Raw genomic sequence first — 16,675 nt, 5'->3', positions numbered from 1 at the left:
CGAGGCCGCGATCGTGTGATCAGGGGAGGGTGATCACCATTCGATGCCGACTGCCACGCCATACGTGCGGGGCATGGCGTAACGGGCCTGGATGATCCCGATCGAAGCGAACGAGGGGCCGAGGTAGGTGTAGTTCTTCACGTTGCCGATGTTGTCGACGAACGCACGGACATTCACCCCTTCATCGAAATCGAGCGCAACCGAGGCGTTGTGCTTGAAATAACTGTCCAGCTTCGTGCCCGGATCGTTGAAGTTACCGGCATAGCGCGACGAACGGGCGTTGAAGTTCCAGTCGAGCACCAGTTCACCAAGCGATCCGGCCATCGTCTTGTAGGTCAGCCCGCCGCTGCCGCTCCACTTGGGCGCAAAAGCCATGGAACGGTCCGCGGTAACGATGTCGCCCGAGGGGGTAGCCTTCGACACGTCGTAGATCTTGGTGTTGAGATAGGCGGCAGAGCCATAGGCGGTGAGCCCGTCGGCCAGTTCCGCTTCGATCTCGGTTTCCACGCCGTATGCGCGCGCGTCCTGGTTCGAGATCAGGCCGACGAGACCGAAGTAGTTGAACACCTGATAGTCGGAATAATCGTAGTAGAATATGCTGGTGTTGATGCGCAGGCGGTTGTCCAGCAAGGTTGCCTTTTCGCCGATTTCAAAGGCGTAGAGCGTTTCGTCCTTGTAGGGAATCTGGCTGAGCGAGGTGTTGTCGGGATAGAACCCGTTGTTGAACCCGCCGCCCTTGGTTCCGCGAGAGACGCTGGCATAGAACAGCGTGTCGGCATTGGGCGAATATTCGAGCGCGAGCTTACCCGAGACGAGCAGCTGGTCGTATTCGAGGTCGAAGGGGTTGGCCGTCCCGTCGCCGCCTTCAGAAATCAGGTAGCACGATCCCGGCTGGCCGCTTTCGCAAGTACGGAATGCCGCGTTGTCGGCATCGGCGAAAGTCTTGTCGTCATAAGTAAGACGTGCGCCCGCGATCAGCTTGAGCGTATCCGACAGGTCCTGTTCGAGCTGGCCGAAGACCGACAGCGAATTGGTCCGCATGCGCCAGTCCGCGTTCAGCGCGAAGGGGAAGAATTCGCCATCGTAGATGCCGTCCGCAGTCGGCGGGTCGATGGGGAAATTGAACACGGCCGAAGGCTGGTTGTTGGCAACCGAGTGGAGCCCGTAGACACCCGCGGTCCAGTCCGTCGTGTCGCCGTCGTGGAACAGGCGCAGTTCCTGCGTCACTTCCTTCAGCTGGTAGGGGAAGCTGGCATAGACGATGTCGTTGGGCGTGCCGTCGCTGTCCTCTTCCATCCGGCGCTCGTAGTCCTGATAGCCGGTGACGCTGGTGAAAGTCGTGTCGCCGAATTCCTTTTCGGCGCGGAACAGGGCGGACTTGATCGTCGCCTTGAGCAGCGCGGGGCGGTTGGCCCATGCGGTGTTCTTGGCGGCGGCCGGGCCGTTGCGTTCGGCATAGCCGACGATGTCGGTGATGGAATCGTCTTGCATCACCAGGCCGGTGTCGTTGTCGACATAGCCGGTGATGGTTTCGTAGTAGCTGTGGACCGTGTCGATCCGACCGTACTCACCCTTGAGGTTGAGGTCCCAGCCATCGTCGCCCTGATAACGGATCTGCAGGCGCGCTGCCTGGCTGCCGGCCTGGCCGCCGCGTTCGAGATCGGGGTTGATCTGCTTTTGATAACCGTCGCTGGTCATCGAAAAGCCGGAGAGGCGAACCGAGACGGTATCGCTGATCGGCGCATTGGCCGCCGCCTCGAGCTTGAGCGTGTTGAAGCTGGAATAAGTCGCATTGGCAAAGCCTTCGGCATAGGCGGAGGGCTTGGCCGTGACATAATGGATCAGGCCGCCGGTCGAATTGCGCCCGAACAGCGTGCCCTGCGGGCCGCGCAGGACTTCGACCCGGTCAAGATCGAACAGTGCGAAGTCGACCGCGGGAACGGCGACATAATAGAACTCGTCCACGTAAGTCGTGACCGGCGCTTCGTGTCCTTCGCCGAAGTCGTTCACGCCGATGCCGCGAATAACGACGTTGGCCGAAGTGCCGGGGCCATAGGGCGAGTAGTTTTCCAGGCCCACGATGCGTCCGGCAAGGTCGGCGCTGCTGGTGATGTTCTGGCTTTCGATGCTCTCTGCGGTCACCGCTGTCACGGCGATACCCACACTCTGCAGGTTCTGTTCGCGCTTTTGCGCGGTGACGACGATGGTGTTGAGGCCCGAAGTGCTCTGCTCCGGCGTATCGGTTTCGGCATCTTGCGCCATGGCCGGGCTGGCCAGGACACACGCCGGGATGGCGCACATAAGTGAAAGGCGTGAAGCTTTGATCATCAGAACCCCCTGATACGGTCCGTAGGTTGTTATCGCGATGATGGTCGCTGGATTACGAATTAGAGACAACGACACTCCGAAGCGCTTTTGTTGCAGAGCGCGCAACAACCGCGAGGCCGCAAAAATCCGGGGTTTTTCGGCGAATTTCGGCACTTGCCGCCCGATTGGGCACTGCTGCTGAAAAAGGCGGCAGGGTTTGCCTAAAGAACGGGCAGCTTGCGGATCGCGCGCACCAGTGCGGTTCGCATGTCGAGCGCACCCGGCTCCAGCTTGCGTCCAACCCTGCTGACCAGAAGCAGGCTGATGTCGCGCAGTTCATCGCAGACCAGTTCGCGCGAGACGATTTCGTCCTTGTTGCCTTGTGCGGCGAAGATCGATGGCAGGACGGCAACGCCAAGCCCGCTTTCCACGCCCTTCAGGATGATCTGCATAGAAGAGGACTTGAGCGCGATGTTGAGCGACAGGCCGCGCCCGGAAAAGACCGACTGCACGATTTCGAACACGCGCGAGGACGTGAGCGGGGTCAGCAGCCTGTGCTCTGCCAGCATTTCGGGCGTAATCGCGGTTTCGCTGGCCAGCGGATGGTCGCGCGGCATCAGAGCGACAAAGGGCTGGCGGCTGGCCGCATGGACGCGAAGCCGGGCATCTTCGGGCGAATCCAGCAAGAGGCCGAAATGCGCGGTATCGTTGAGGATCAGGCGGTGGGCTGCGTTGTATTCGGCCGACATCAGTTCGATCGAGGCGTCGGGATGTTTCTCGCTGATCTTCGCGATGGCGGGCAGCAGCGGGGCCGCCATCAGGCCTTCGGCAGCGACGATGCGGATCGTCTGGTTGCGCACGTTGCGCAGCGAGGCGAGCCCGGTCAGCAGCTCTTCGTGTTCGGCCATGCGATTTTCGTAGTAATCGCACAGCATCGTGCCGGCTTCGGTCAGCACCATCTTGTGCGAACCCGGTTCGACCAGCGCGATCGACAGCGCGCGTTCGAGCAACTTGATCTGGCGGCTGATTGTCGACGGTGCGACGTTCAGGTAATCGGCCGCCGCCCGCATCGAACCGTGGCGCGCAGACAGCGAGAGATAGTGCAGGCGGTGATCCTGCACGTTGATCTCATAGGCTCTGCTTACGCCGGGCATCGATCGCTCTCCGTCAGGCCTTGGCCGATTTCTTCCGCGAAGTGCGGGGTGTCCCGGCTCCCTTGCCGCCTACGGCATGGAGGCCGATGGACGTGAAAAGCGGGGAATTCTCGCTGAAGAAGAAGTCGCGCACCACCAGCCAGTCATCGCCGGTCCGTGTCCAGATCATCAGGCCGCGATGGATGTCCATGCCGCCGCCGATAATGGTGTTCCGGTTGGTGAAATTGCCGAACGCGACATCGCCGACCTGGGTGATTTCTTCCAGCTCGATCGTCAGTGAGGAATAGACCTCCCGGGCTTCCTCGAAGATGTGGCGGATCGCGGTCAGCCCCTGTTCGGCCGGCATGTCCCGCCCTTCCATCACCGCTTCGGGGTGATAGAAAGCGCTGGTCATTTCCGACAGGCGGCCCGCGGCGAAATCCTTGCCGAACTGTTCGCACTTGGCGCGGAGACGATCGTAGAGCGTGTCGGTCACGACAGGGCCCCAGCCACGGCCGCCGTGTCCAGGAATTCCTCGAAACCGGTCACCAGTCCGTTTTCCACCTGATAGATATGCACCCAGCGAACACGGTATTCGCGGCCCGTCTTGATCGAACGACTATGCTCGATACCGTTACCATAGACCGTATTGCCGGCAACTTCGAACTTTTCGGGCGCCATCTCGAGGATTTCGATTGTCTCGCCCGCACGGGCGAAGAAATCGCGCACGCCGTCATGGCCCTTGAAAGTCCCGGCAAAGGCGATCCGGTCAGCCGGGCCGTGATAAGTCCACACGATGTCGGGCGACAGGCAGGCGAAAGCGCCGTCCATGTCGCCGGAATTGAAAGCGCCATAGAAGCGTTCGAGGACGGCGGCCTTGTCGGTAGGGGCGGGGCCTGAAGCGGTAGTGTCTGAATCGTCTGCCATGTTCGAAATCCTGTCATGAAATGCCGGCGCGGGTCAAAACCGCGTCAGCGCATAGGGAGCGGGGTTGATGAGCGGCGCGGCACCCGTCGCCAGATCGGCGGCCAGCTGGCCCGCGGCAGGTGCGGTGCCGAAACCGTGGCCCGAAAAGCCGCTGGCCACGACCACGCCGGGCAGTTCGTCCAGCGGCGCGATGACCGGGTGGGCATCGGGGGTAATGTCGATCATGCCTGCCCAGGTGCGCGCGATTTCCGCCTTGCCAAAAGCTGGCCATGCCGCGCGCAAGTTTGCCATCGCTTCGGCATTCAGCTTGTCGTTGACGGGCGGGTTCGTCGTGCGGTGATCCTCAAACGGGGAAGGGCCGGTGGCAGGCCAGCGGCGCTGCATCGACAGATCGTCAAGGAAATGACGGCCCAGCGACAGGCGGATCTGTTTCCATTCCGCGCCCAGCACCGGCAGGAACTTGCGCGCCAAAAGCAAACTGTCGAGCGCGAGCGGCGCGATGAAGCCGCCGCGCTGGGTGATCGTGAAACCGCCGGTGTGGTCCTTGCGAAAGGAAAAGTCGGGGGCGCCCACGGCCATGTCGGTCGGCCCGTCCATGGGTTTCGTGCGCAGGACCGATGCGATCACCGGCAGGGTCGGGAAAGAGACGCCGTGATTGCCGAGGAACCGGCGCGACCATACCCCGCCTGCAAGGATCACCGAATTGCAGCGCACCTCGCCCCGCTCGGTCATCACGCCGCTGAGGCGCCCGCCGCTGAGCGAGAGGGCTCTCACTGCGCAATTCTCGACGATCTTCGCGCCTTTCGCCATCGCGGCGCGGGCGATGGCGCTCGCGGCAAGCTGTGGCTCGGCCTTGCCGTCCGAGGGGGTATGGATGCCGCCGTACCAGTCTTCCTGTCCGCCGGGGACGAGCGCGGCGATCTCCTTGTTGCTGACCAGCCGGGAATCGATACCGTTGCCGACAGACGCCATCCACGCCTCGTGCGGGGCCAGTTGGCCCTCTGTCCGTACGGCGTAGAGGATGCCCGTCCGGCGATAGCCGAGGTCGGCGCCGACGCGGGCGGGCATTTCCTGCCACAGGCGGTCCGATTCGAGGGCTAGCGGCAGGTCGGCCTGTCCGCGTCCCATCTTGCGCACCCAGCCCAGGTTTCGCGACGATTGTTCGCCAGCAAGGCGCCCCTTTTCGATCACGACGACCGGAACGCCCCGTTCGGCCAGGTTCAGCGCCGCGACGAGGCCCACGATACCTGCGCCGATGATCGCGACCTCGCATTCGGCGGGCAGGTCCGGCGACGTCGTTACCGGATCGATGGGCGGTGGAGTCCCGGTCATGCCACGAAAATCCGTCGTGGGGGAAAGGGCAGGCTAGCCGCCAAGGTTCATCTCGTTCACCGGCCCCTTCGACGCGCCGCGATAGGCGGTGACTTCGATCTCCACCTTGAATTCGGGCGATCCCAGCGGCGGGCTGGTCAGTGTCAGCGTCGGTTCGATGCCGCGCATCCGTTCGGCATAGGCGGTCATGACTTCGTCGATATCATCGGGAAACTGGATGAAGACGCGCGCGGCGACCACGTCTTCCAGCACGGCGTCGACCGCGGCCAACGCGCGTTCGATATTGGCCAGGACCTGCATGGTCTGTTCGCGAAGATCGGTCGGGATGAGCTTCGTATCGGGATTGCGCCCTGCGGTGTTGGACACGAAAATGAGGTCGCCCACTGCAACTGCCCGCGAATAGCTGCCCCGCGTTTCGGCGGGCGATCCGGTCTTGAGCTTGGTGATCTGGGTCATCTGGTAATTCCTGAAAATCGGGGTTCAGCGAAGCGCCGGCTGGTCCCAGAGGTTGAGGCTGGTCCCGATCCCGCGCTCGATAGCGTTGCGATAGATGACGGTGCCCCATGCGACGTCTTCGACCGACATGCCGCCGACGGACAGGATGATGATTTCCTCGTCGTTAGTGCGTCCCGGTGCCTCGCCGGCCACGATCTTGCCGAGATCCTCCAGGCTGTCCCGCGCGACGCGGCCTTCCGCGACAAGGTCGAGATACCGCATGCCCACGACCGGCACGGACCGGTGCGCAGGCTTTTCGCATTCTTCGTATCCGGCTTCGTACATCGCCGGATTGTCCAGCACCTTGCGGATATCGGGCGCTTCCATCCCTTCGTCCACGTCGGTCAGCGACGGCATCGAAAGGAACGTGCCGGGGCTGATCCATTCGCGGCGGATCTTGGGATATTGCGACGGATCGCCGATCGCACCCGATTGGCAGAACGTCACGATATCGCTGTCGCGGGCCACGGCCTCGATCGTGTCGACGGTTTCGATCGTGGTGATCTGCGGATAGGTTTCGCGCACCCAGTCGACGAAGGCGGCAAGGCTCTTCTCGCTACGACCCTTTACCTTGACCGTATCGATCGCAGGGCAAGTCGCCATGAAGGCCGAAAGCGAGGTTCGCGCCATAACGCCGGGGCCCAGGATGCCGACAACGCGCGAATCCTTGCGCGCAAGATGCCGCGCGCCCACGCCCGGAACGGCACCGGTGCGATAGGCGGAAAGCAGGTTGGCCGACATGAAGGCCAGCGGCGCGCCGGTATCCACGTCGTTGAGGATGAACATCAGGATCGAACGGGGCAGGCCCTTTTCCCGATTGGCGATGTTCGATCCGTACCACTTCACCCCGGCGGTACGGAAATTGCCGCCAAGATAGGCCGGCATCGCCATGTAGCGCCGGTCCGGCGTAGGCTTGGGCATGTCGGGGAAGGGCGAATTTTCGGGGAAGACGATGATCGCGCCATGCGAATTGTTGCTGGCCCCGGCCATTCGGTAATCGCCGCGGTAAAGCAGGGCGAACATTTCTTCCATCGTATCGACACAGGCCGCCATGTCGGTCACCCCGGCGGCGATCATGTCCGGTTCGGACAGATAGATGAAATCGATCTTGGTCGAACTCACGGTATCCCCATTCATAACTCTACTCCAGCGCCGGACCGCACGCGTTGCAGGCGGCGCAATGCAAATCTTCCCGCTTTCCCGGGCAATTTTACCGGCCGTAATGCTCGGCAATGCGGACCACGTCGTCGTCGGACGGAATGGCGGCGGCAGCGGCGGCCATCAGTTGGCCCTGCCCGTCGTTTTCGTCGTACCCGCGAATGCCGCTGCGGAAATTCGCCAGCTGCAGCGCGATGTAGTCGCTATCCAGGGTGTTGATCGCCGGGCCGCCCATCTGGGCATTGCCCTCGCCGTTCTGTCCGTGGCAGGTCGCGCAGGTCGCCAGCTGTCCGGCAAGGCCTGCCGGTGCCGTGCGCTGGGCAACCTTGGCGGCGGGCGCATCGGGAAGCGCGCCGATATAGCGCACGACCGCCGCCAGGTTTTCGGCATCGCCGATCGCGGTCGCGCGGCCGACCATCGGGAAGCCGTGCGCGTCCTCGATCTTGCCGCGGCGACCCTGGCGGAAGTTTTCCAGCTGCCGCGTGATGTAGACGCTATCCAGCCCGGTCAGGTTGGGGGCGTACATCATGGCGCGCCCCTGTCCGTCATCGCCGTGACAGCCGACGCAAGTGGTGAAAAGCGCCTTGCCGACGCTCTTGTCGATCTTGCCCTCGGCCCGGGCCGGAGTGGCTACCGCTGCCGCGGCGCTCTTGCCGACCGCGACGCTGTCGTCGCCCTGAAAGGCCAGCAGGACCTTGCCGCTGTCGATGAATTCCTCGAACTGGACGATCTTGCCGTCGCGCACCTTGAAGATATGCACGTTGTCCGCGCGGTAACGGATGCCGGTCTTTTTCACCGTGCTTTCTTCGAAGCCGGGGACGATCACCGTGTCGCCATCGACCAGGAACCGGGTCTGGCCCGCGACCGGGTTGTCGAGCGTTTCGGCGACCTTGGCGAAGAAATCGCCCACCCCTTCTGGGCCGCGCCGCACGCCGCCGAAGGGCAGGGCGCTGGGCGGGCCGTAGTAGGTCCACGTGGCGTCGGGCGCGATCAGCGTCTCGATCGCGGCCATGTCGCCTTCCTCGAACGCGGTATAGAGGTCGCGGACGACCTGTTCGGGATCGTCCGTGGCTTCGGCTTGCGCGTTCGCGTTGAGCGACATCCCTGCGACAAGTGCCGCGGCACACGCGGCGAGGGCCGTTCCGTATAGCTTCTTCATGTCATCTGCCTTCGCTGCCTGTGTGTCGCTGCGGCTCAAGCCTGGCCGTAAAAGTCGTGGAAGACGCCAGTGGGGTCCCACTGCTTGCGCAACTGTGCCAGCCGCGCCCATGCCTCGGGCGAGTAGCAGTCGGGCACGTCTTCGGGACGGCCTTCCTGGTCCATCTCGTTGATGTAGCTGCCCCTGGCGATCGGTTTCAGTTTCTTGAAAAGCTCGCGGCTGAACGCGCGCGAAGGCGCCTCGTCGGCCTCTTCGTCCCATTCGAAGTAACAGGCGATGTAGTAAGGGGCGTAACGCGATGCGGCCGCATCGGGCTGGTCCTGTTCGCCGGTGTAGAGCACGAGCGGCGCGGCGCGTGGCGCGGGGCAATCGGGCAGTGCCTCGCCGATGATGCGCATCGCCTCGGTCGGATCGTCGACCCAGATGCTGTCGCCCATCCAGTGCGCCTGCGGAAAGCCGGCCTCGTTGTCGCTGTAATACCGGTCATAGCTGCCCGCCCGGTCGCGGATCGCATCGACGGCAAGGCTGGTGACGGGGTGATTGGTGATCGCGGCGACCTTGCGGCGGCCCTCGGCCTCGTCCTTTGCGAAGGCGTTGACGTCGAGGAAGATCTGGAACCGCTCTTCCGCCGGCAGGTCCTTGGACTTGTCCGGGATCGCGGCCACGGCGTAGAGCACTTCGACACTGCGATCGAGGGTCGGGACGGTGTCGCGCATGAAATCCGTCACTGCCGAAAGCGCGGTATAGGGCAGGACGTAGGTATCGCCCCAGATCACGCCGGGCGCGTCGAAGCATTGCAAGTGGAATTGCGTGACGACGCCGAACAGGCCCGGCCCGCCGCCGCGCGCCGCCCAGAACAGGTCCGGGTTTTCCGTCTCGCTGGCGTGACGCATTTCGCCATCGGGGGTCACGATGTCGATGCCCTTGACGCCAAAGACGCTGAGCCCGTGGGTCCATTCGTTGGCATTGAGGCCGACGCCGCCGCCCAGCAGGTATCCGCTGATCGGCACGGTGCCGCAGTGTGCGCCCGGAAAGGCCAGTCCGTCTTCCAGCAGGCGTTCCGAAAGGCCGCGCGAAAACACGCCGGGTCCGACCTTGGCGGTCTTGGTGGCCTTGTCGACCTCCACCCCGTCGAGATGGCCGATGTCGATCAACATGCCCGTGTCGCGCAGGAAACAGGCCGCCATGCTGTGCCCGCCGCACCGGGTCGTCGCCTTCATGCCGTTCTTCGCTGCATAGCGCACCGCTTCCTGCACGTCGGCGGTGCTGGTCGCCTGGACGATCATGTCGGGCTTGCGATCGGCCTTGGCCAATTGCCAGATCATCGCCTTGCGCCATGCCTCGTACGCGGCATCGCTTTTCACCACGACGGTGCCGCCGATCTTCGCCTGAAGGGCGGCGGCCTTGCTTCCGGCGGTCGGTTTCGAGAATATCGAACAGCCGCCGATTCCCGTCGCCAGCGGCACGCTGGCAATGGCTCCGGCTTTCAGAAGGTGGCGGCGCGACCACCTGGCATTGTTCGGCATGTCAGTCTCCTTGCACGGCCAAACCATGCATCGCCTGCCGCGCCGCTGACAACGCCCCGCCCGATCCAGCTTGTTGCGTAATCGGCAACACATCCATCGAAGCGTAGGATTGATGCGCGCGGCTCTTGCGACGACAAGAAGCGCCGGATCCGCACAGTCACCGGAGTTATCGGGCATTGAATGAGCCAGTGAAACCAGTTCAGGGCAGCGCCGCCAGCGAGGAACGCCTGTCGTCCGGCGTGCTGGGCAGTGTCGATATCACTTTCATGGTGCTGGCCGTGGCCGCGCCCATGGCGATCGTCGTGGCGACGATGCCGCTGGCGTTCGCCTTCGGCAACGGCGTCGGCGTGGCGGGGGCCTACCTGCTTTCCGGCATCGCGATCACGCTGTTCGCGCTGGGCTATGTCAAGATCATCCCGCTGATCCGCAATGCGGGTGCGTTCTATGCAATCGTTTCGGCCAGTTTCGGGAAAGTCGCGGGTCTGGGCAGCGCCTACGTCGCGCTGATTTCCTATGTCGGGCTTTGCAGTGCGACGCTTGGCGCGCTGTCCTATTTCGCGACCGACATCCTGCATTCGCTGGGTATGACATCGGTTCACTGGGGCGTCGTTGCGCTGGTATCGATCGGCGCGCTGGCGCTTCTGTCGTGGTTTCGGATCGATTTTACCGCAAAGCTGCTGGCCATCGCGCTTGGCGCCGAAGTGCTCGCGATCCTGCTGCTCGATTTCGCGATCATCGTGCAGGAAGGTTTCATCGCGCCGTCCATCGTCTTCGCCCCTGCGGCGGTATTCGGGCCGGGGCTGGGGGTTGCGGCGATCTACGCCTTCAATTCCGTGATCGGATTCGAGGCAACGGCGATCTATCAGGAAGAAGCGCGCAACCCGTCGATAACCGTACCGCGCGCCACTTATGCCGCGATCGCCATCGTCAGCACGTTCTACATCTTCACGGCCTATTCCTTCACCGTCGCCGAAGGAACCGCGGTCGGTGCCGCCGCGGCAGAGGATCCGGGCCATTTCGTCTTCGGACTGGCCAGTCGCTATCTTGGCAACTGGGCGGAAATCGCGATCTCGGCGCTTGTCGTGACCAGCGCCTTTGCCGCGATCCTGGGCCTGTTCAATAATAGCAGCCGCTATGTCTATGCCCTGGCGCGCGACCGTATCCTGCCGTCGTCGCTTGCCAGAACGCGTGCCGTAAACGGTGCACCCTTCGCCGCCGGCCTGCCGATCATCGCGATCCTTGTGGTGACGGTAAGCAGTTTTGCGCTGGCCGGGCTCGACCCGTTGTTGTCGCTGACCACCGCGCTGACTGGGTTCGGGTCGGTGGGGCTGATGCTACTGCTCTGCGTGACCAGCTTTGCCATTCCCGTTTTCTTCCTGCACCACAACGCGCGCCTGACCGTACAGACGGCGCTGCCCATCCTGGGCGGGGTGATGCTGGCGGTGGGATCGGGGCTGTCGGTGCTGAACTACCCCTTGCTGACCGGCACCGATTCCGCGTTCATCAACTCGCTGCCGATCCTTTTGCCGATCATCTTTGCGGCCGGTGCCGTGCAGGCGACCTGGCTGAAGCGCAACCGTCCTGAAAGCTACGGCCGCATCGGCCTGTCCCGCCCGGTCGTCTGACCGCTGAAATCTGCCGGAGATACTCCATGACTACCGCCAACGACCTCGCGCTGCTTAGCGACAAGGCGCGAGCCTTTATCCATCGGGACAAGGGCCTGTTCATCGGCGGCGAATGGCGCGCGGCATCGGGGGGCGGAACCATCGGCGTGGTCGACCCGTCGAGCGGTGAGGAAATCACCCGGATCGCCGACGCGAGCAAGGCCGATGTCGATGCCGCAGTCGCTGCCGCGCGCCGCGCGCTTGGCGACAGCGCATGGGCCGATCTCCAGCCTTTCCGGCGCGAGGCGCTGATGCTGAGACTGGCCGACGCGATCGAGGCGGAGACGCGGTCGCTGGCCGAAATCGAAACGCTCAACAGCGGCAAGCTGATCGGCAATACCATGCTGTTCGATGCCGAACTGCCGGTCCACTCGCTGCGCTATGTCGCCGGCTGGGCCAGCCGCCTCAATGGCGAGACGATGGACCTGTCGGTCCCATACCTGCCCGACATGCGGTTCAGCGGGTTTACCCGGCGCTATCCGGTGGGCGTGGTGGCGGCGATCACGCCGTGGAACGTGCCCTTGTGCATGGCGGTATGGAAACTGGCACCGGTGCTGGCGACGGGCTGTACGATCGTGCTCAAACCCGCCGAGCAGACCTCTCTGACCGCGCTGCGCCTTGCGGAGCTTTGCGCCGAAGTCGGCATTCCCGACGGGGTCGTGAACGTGATTACCGGCACCGGCGCGGGCGCGGGACGCATGCTGGTCAATCACCCTGGCATCGACAAGATCAACTTCACCGGTTCGACCGAGGTGGGCCGCGAAATCGCCGTCAGTGCCGCCCGCAATTTCAAGAAATACAACCTGGAACTGGGCGGAAAGTCGCCGCTTGTCATTACTGAGAGCGCGGACCTTGACCAGGCGATACCCGGCGCGGCGTGGGCGATCTTCGGCAATTCGGGGCAGAACTGTTGTGCCGGATCGCGCATGCTGGTCCACGAAAAGCACTACGATGCCGTGCTGGCGGGCGTTCGGGAAATCGCCGGTTCGATCAAGATCGGCCCCGGCCTCGACCCGCAGTCACAAGTCGCCCCGCTTTCCAGCAGGCTGCACCGTGACCGCGTATCGGCCCATGTGGAAGCCGCGCGTGCATCGGGCGCCGATGTCTTTGGCGGAGAATGCCTCGACGGTCCGGGCAGCTATTTCAGCCCCGCCGTGATCGCCGGGCTGGATCATGGCCACAGCACTGCGCAGGAAGAAATCTTCGGCCCCGTCCTCTGCGCGTTTTCCTTCGCCAATGACGACGAGGCGATCGCGCTGGCCAACCAGACGCGCTTCGGCCTTGGGGCCAGCGTCTGGACCAGGGACATCGACTGTGCCGATCGGTATTTCGACGCGTTGGAGGCCGGGACCGTCTGGATCAACACGCACAATATCCTCGACCTTGCGATGCCGTTCGGCGGCGACAAGGAATCGGGGGTAGGTCATGAACTGGCCCGCGAAGGCGTGCTGTCGCACACGCGCCTGCGCAGTGGGATCAAGGCGCGCCCTTCGCGCTAACCGACCGCGCCGCAAGAAACGCCAAAAGGGCGGGCCGATTGTCGTCGGCCCGCCCTTTTTTCAATCGCGCTTAGCGCAGCGCTTTCGCCAGATCGTCGATCCTGCTGCGTACGAAAGCGGTCATTTCCGGTCCGGGCTGCTGCGGGATGAGGACGCCCAGCGTCGGGTCTTCGACCTCGGTACGGTGGCCGGACAGTTCCTCCACGATGGCAAGGCCCAGGAACGGCACCACCGCCTCTGAATAGCCGCCTTCGTGGACGACCACGAGCCTTCCCCCGCACACTTCGTCGGCGATGGCCCGCATGCTTGCCGTCATCGCCCGGAACGTCTCGCTATGGGCCAGCATCCGGGCCATCGGGTCCGCCGCTCCCGCGTCCAGTCCGCTGGCGATGACGATCAGGTCGGGATCGAACGCCTTGAGGGCGGGCAGGACGATCCGGTCCATGGCATGGCGATAACCGTCGTCGCCCGTGCCGGGGGGCAGGGGGATGTTGAGGTTGCAGCCTTCGCCGCTGCCCGTGCCGCGATCTTCCGCCCCGCCATATCCGGGCGGAAAGCAGTTTTCCTGATGCAACGAAATGGTCAGCGTGTCGCCGCGATCGTAATAGATCGCCTGCGTGCCATTGCCGTGGTGCACGTCCCAGTCGACGACGGCGACTTTACCGATGCCATGCGCGGCGCGCGCTGCTTCCAGCGCGATGGGAATATTGGCCAGAAGACAGAACCCCATCGACCGATCGGCAAGGCAGTGATGCCCCGCCGGGCGGCACAGCGCATAAGCATTGTCGACGGCGCCCGACACCACGTCATCCACCGCTTGCCGGGCGAGCCCTGCAGAGATGCGCGCGATGTCGTAGCCGCCCGCCCCGAACGGGGCGAAGTCGCCGATATCGCCGCCGCCCGCCGCGCTTACGTCCTTGAATTCGTCGATATAGCGGGGGGTGTGGACGCGCAGGATCTCCTCTTCCGAAACGGGCCTTGCGCTCCGCACGTCAAGTCGATCGATCAGCCCGCTGGCCTGGACCAGGCCCAGCAAGCGGCGCTTTGAATCGGGCGTATCGGCCCCCGCGACGGATGACGGTGGTTGCACCCAGCCCCCCACCGGCAGGAACAGCGCCTGCATGCCGGTGGTGTGCCAGAACGTGCGTTCGTCGGTATAGAATCCGGTGGTCATCGGCGTATTTCCCTTCGCCTTAGAACTTGAAACGGGCGGAAAGGCCGTAGGACGCAGGTTCGCCATAGATCTGGAGGCGGAAGAAGCTGACGTTGTTGATGTAGGTCAGGTAATCCTCGTTCCAGATGTTCTTGCCCCAGACCGCCAGTTCCCAGCTCTCGTCGCTTGCACCCACGGCCAGCCTCGCGTTCTGGACCCAGTACGAAGGGGCTGCGTCGAATGGCTGGTTGGTGATCGACAGGAACCGCTTGCCCACATAGCGCGCGTCGGTCGTCGCGGTGAGGTTGAGGGTGTCGCTGATCGGCACCGATTTCGACAAGTAGCCCTGGAACGACCACTTCGGCGAATTGATCGGACGCTTGCCTTCGAGCGCGATATTTCCGTTGTAGCTGATCACCTCGGCGTCGGTATCCGAGTATTTCGCATCGAGGTAGGTCGCGCCAAGCCGCATCGTCAGGGTGTCGTCCGGCTGCCAGGTGATGTCGCCTTCCGCACCATATGTCCGCGACTTGCCGATATTGCGCGTGATCTGCACCAGCGGGGAGGCCGGATCGTTCACCGTCGCCTGCACGTCTTTATAATCGTAGTAGAAAGTCGCGAGATTGAGATTGAGCGAGCGGTCGAACAGTCGGGACTTCAAACCGAGTTCATAGGCGGTCAGCTGTTCGGGCGAGAAAGTGGAGATGGTCCCGCCGAAGGGTACCGAATAACCCCCGCTCCTGAACCCGCGCGAGATTGAGGCATAGAGCAGGTTATCGCGGTTGGGCTTGAAGTTCACTTGTCCGCGGAACGACGTCGTATTGTCGGTCCGGCTGTCGTCGATGGAATCGACCGGTATGACTTGAGTGATTGCGCGGTTGCTTTCCGCCGGATCGTCAGCCCCCAGGAAAGTGTCACCATCGATCCTGGTGCGGTCGCTGGTATAGCGCGCGCCCAAGACGACGGACAGCTGATCGCTCAGTTCGATTTCGTTGTTGGTGAACACCGCGAGCGATCGGACCTTCTGTTCGAAGGAGGAGGCAAGTCGCGGCGCAAACGGCGGCAGCAGCACGATCGTGTTTTCGGCCAGGTTCGCGCTTTCGTTGGTGCGGATCCGGTCGTTCTCGTAATATCCGCCAAGCAGCATGCGCAGCGGACCGAAGCTGCCGGTTGCCCGCAGTTCCTGGCTGAACTGGTGGATGTTGCTGTAATAGAGCGAATTCGTCGACGCGAAGATCGAGGAATCGCTGTCCTCCGTCTGGTCACGCGTGAACGTGTCGTATGACGTTATCGAGGTTAGCGTGACCGGCCCGGCTTCGTGTTCGATGCGCGCATATCCGCCCAGCGCACTGTTGTTCGCCTTCCAGGGCTGGTCCGCGGCGAAATTGCGAAAACCGGTCGGTTCGCGCTGGCCTTCGGTGCCGGGGCCGGGGTTCACCGGGAACTTCAGACAGGCATCGTGCTGGTTCAGAATGCGGTTGGTGAACAACTGCGGGCACAGGCTGCCGTCGGCGTTGAAGATGCCGGGCCCCTTGTAGGGTGTCAACTCGCTCTTGTCGCGAAAGCCATAGCCCAGCAGCCGGACGGTCGTGTCGCCGCTTTCCCACTTGGCCTGAAGCCTGCCGGCAAGCTGGTTGGGCGCGCCGAAGTCCTTGCCGGTATAGAGGTTTCGCCAGGGTCCGCCCGCCCCTTGCGCGACGTAATACGATGCGCGCAGCGCCAGTTCGGGCGAGGCGACGATGTTGGCCACGCCCTCTACCCGTGCGCGGCCATGATTGTCGGCCTGAACCGCGAATTCGCCTTCGTTGTAGAAGACGGGTTCGTTGGTGTAGAAATTGACCGATCCGCCGGTCGAGTTGCGCCCGAAAGTCGTCCCTTGCGGGCCTTTCAGCGCCTCTACCCGGCCGATATCGAAGAACGGCACGCTCGCCATGTAGGGTTTCGAGCGATAGACCTCGTCGACGTAAAGAGCGATCGGTGCGTCGAAGTTGGCGGCGAAATCGTTCATGCCGATGCCGCGCACGGTAAAGGCGGGCAGGTTCGAACTGGTCGTCGCGACGACGCCGGGGATCTGCGCCGCGACAGAGGACACGTCGGTGGCCTGCTGCTTCTGAAGTTCGTCGCCCGAAAGCGCGGTGATGGCGATGCCCACGTCCTGCACCGACTGCGACCGTTTCTGCGCGGTGACGAGAATCTCGTTGGTCCCGCCTTCGCTGGCGGTGTCCTGTGCCTGCGCGGAGATCGGCGCGAACGCCCCGATCGAGATGCCGGTGCACAGCAATGCGGCTTTGAAACCCTTCATGTGGTCTGCCCCCTTTTTCA

General features: G+C 63.4%; 13 protein-coding genes. 2 read left to right on the top strand and 11 right to left on the bottom strand.

Going from position 1 to position 16,675, the window contains the following annotated elements:
• Window positions 1-33: 33 nt before the first annotated feature.
• The 9 genes from FAX90_RS11105 to FAX90_RS11065 form a co-directional block, all read right to left on the bottom strand.
• Window positions 34-2,328: a TonB-dependent receptor gene (locus tag FAX90_RS11105; protein ID WP_144097489.1), complete on the bottom strand. Its 2,295-nt coding sequence runs from the start codon at window positions 2,326-2,328 to the stop codon at window positions 34-36.
• A gap of 200 nt (window positions 2,329-2,528) precedes the next feature.
• Window positions 2,529-3,461 carry a LysR family transcriptional regulator gene (locus FAX90_RS11100; protein ID WP_144097488.1) on the bottom strand — a complete coding sequence of 311 codons (933 nt, stop codon included), beginning with the start codon at window positions 3,459-3,461 and terminating at the stop codon, window positions 2,529-2,531.
• Between the two features lie 13 nt (window positions 3,462-3,474).
• A complete protein-coding gene (locus FAX90_RS11095; protein ID WP_144097487.1) occupies window positions 3,475-3,936 on the bottom strand; it encodes a YybH family protein in 462 nt (153 codons plus the stop codon).
• The gene (locus FAX90_RS11090; protein ID WP_144097486.1) at window positions 3,933-4,367 is read right to left on the bottom strand and encodes a nuclear transport factor 2 family protein; all 435 of its coding nucleotides are present in this window, start codon (window positions 4,365-4,367) and stop codon (window positions 3,933-3,935) included. The genes FAX90_RS11095 and FAX90_RS11090 overlap by 4 nt, the downstream gene beginning before the upstream one ends.
• A gap of 33 nt (window positions 4,368-4,400) precedes the next feature.
• A complete protein-coding gene (locus tag FAX90_RS11085; RefSeq protein WP_144097485.1) occupies window positions 4,401-5,699 on the bottom strand; it encodes an NAD(P)/FAD-dependent oxidoreductase in 1,299 nt (432 codons plus the stop codon).
• Window positions 5,700-5,732: 33 nt separating this feature from the next.
• The gene (locus FAX90_RS11080; RefSeq protein ID WP_144097484.1) at window positions 5,733-6,155 is read right to left on the bottom strand and encodes a Rid family hydrolase; all 423 of its coding nucleotides are present in this window, start codon (window positions 6,153-6,155) and stop codon (window positions 5,733-5,735) included.
• Between the two features lie 24 nt (window positions 6,156-6,179).
• A complete protein-coding gene (locus FAX90_RS11075; RefSeq protein WP_240704870.1) occupies window positions 6,180-7,316 on the bottom strand; it encodes an ornithine cyclodeaminase family protein in 1,137 nt (378 codons plus the stop codon).
• An 88-nt stretch (window positions 7,317-7,404) separates the two neighbouring features.
• Entirely contained in the window at window positions 7,405-8,511 is a 1,107-nt protein-coding gene (locus tag FAX90_RS11070) for a nuclear transport factor 2 family protein (protein ID WP_144097482.1), read from the bottom strand.
• Window positions 8,512-8,546: 35 nt separating this feature from the next.
• Window positions 8,547-10,037 carry an FAD-binding oxidoreductase gene (locus tag FAX90_RS11065; protein WP_144097481.1) on the bottom strand — a complete coding sequence of 497 codons (1,491 nt, stop codon included), beginning with the start codon at window positions 10,035-10,037 and terminating at the stop codon, window positions 8,547-8,549.
• A gap of 188 nt (window positions 10,038-10,225) precedes the next feature.
• Here FAX90_RS11065 and FAX90_RS11060 point away from each other — a divergent pair, with 188 nt between their 5' ends.
• Both FAX90_RS11060 and FAX90_RS11055 read left to right on the top strand, forming a co-directional pair.
• Window positions 10,226-11,662 carry an APC family permease gene (locus FAX90_RS11060; protein ID WP_240704869.1) on the top strand — a complete coding sequence of 479 codons (1,437 nt, stop codon included), beginning with the start codon at window positions 10,226-10,228 and terminating at the stop codon, window positions 11,660-11,662.
• Between the two features lie 26 nt (window positions 11,663-11,688).
• Entirely contained in the window at window positions 11,689-13,200 is a 1,512-nt protein-coding gene (locus FAX90_RS11055) for an aldehyde dehydrogenase family protein (RefSeq protein ID WP_144097480.1), read from the top strand.
• Window positions 13,201-13,270: 70 nt separating this feature from the next.
• Here the strand turns inward: FAX90_RS11055 and FAX90_RS11050 are convergent, their stop codons facing one another.
• Complete coding sequence (locus FAX90_RS11050) at window positions 13,271-14,374, bottom strand: class II histone deacetylase (protein WP_144097479.1); 1,104 nt, start codon at window positions 14,372-14,374, stop codon at window positions 13,271-13,273.
• 19 nt (window positions 14,375-14,393) lie between these two features.
• Window positions 14,394-16,655, bottom strand: coding sequence for a TonB-dependent receptor (locus FAX90_RS11045; RefSeq protein WP_144097478.1), 2,262 nt, complete (start codon window positions 16,653-16,655; stop codon window positions 14,394-14,396).
• Window positions 16,656-16,675: the final 20 nt, after the last annotated feature.

Origin of the sequence: Croceicoccus sediminis, from assembly GCF_007570835.1 — a bacterium.
In the GTDB taxonomy this organism is placed as follows: Bacteria; Pseudomonadota; Alphaproteobacteria; order Sphingomonadales; family Sphingomonadaceae; genus Croceicoccus; species Croceicoccus sediminis.
The sequence above is the reverse complement of the archived record's forward strand: the minus strand, read 5'-3'. Positions and strand labels throughout refer to the sequence as shown.

Excerpts from the sequence above, each read along its gene's own strand:
- FAX90_RS11105 (WP_144097489.1), bottom strand. The coding sequence starts at position 2,328 with ATGATCAAAGCTTCACGCCTTTCACTTATGTGCGCCATCCCGGCGTGT.
- FAX90_RS11100 (WP_144097488.1), bottom strand. The coding sequence starts at position 3,461 with ATGCCCGGCGTAAGCAGAGCCTATGAGATCAACGTGCAGGATCACCGC.
- FAX90_RS11090 (WP_144097486.1), bottom strand. The coding sequence starts at position 4,367 with ATGGCAGACGATTCAGACACTACCGCTTCAGGCCCCGCCCCTACCGAC.
- FAX90_RS11085 (WP_144097485.1), bottom strand. The coding sequence starts at position 5,699 with ATGACCGGGACTCCACCGCCCATCGATCCGGTAACGACGTCGCCGGAC.
- FAX90_RS11080 (WP_144097484.1), bottom strand. The coding sequence starts at position 6,155 with ATGACCCAGATCACCAAGCTCAAGACCGGATCGCCCGCCGAAACGCGG.
- FAX90_RS11070 (WP_144097482.1), bottom strand. The coding sequence starts at position 8,511 with ATGAAGAAGCTATACGGAACGGCCCTCGCCGCGTGTGCCGCGGCACTT.
- FAX90_RS11065 (WP_144097481.1), bottom strand. The coding sequence starts at position 10,037 with ATGCCGAACAATGCCAGGTGGTCGCGCCGCCACCTTCTGAAAGCCGGA.
- FAX90_RS11055 (WP_144097480.1), top strand. The coding sequence starts at position 11,689 with ATGACTACCGCCAACGACCTCGCGCTGCTTAGCGACAAGGCGCGAGCC.
- FAX90_RS11050 (WP_144097479.1), bottom strand. The coding sequence starts at position 14,374 with ATGACCACCGGATTCTATACCGACGAACGCACGTTCTGGCACACCACC.
- FAX90_RS11045 (WP_144097478.1), bottom strand. The coding sequence starts at position 16,655 with ATGAAGGGTTTCAAAGCCGCATTGCTGTGCACCGGCATCTCGATCGGG.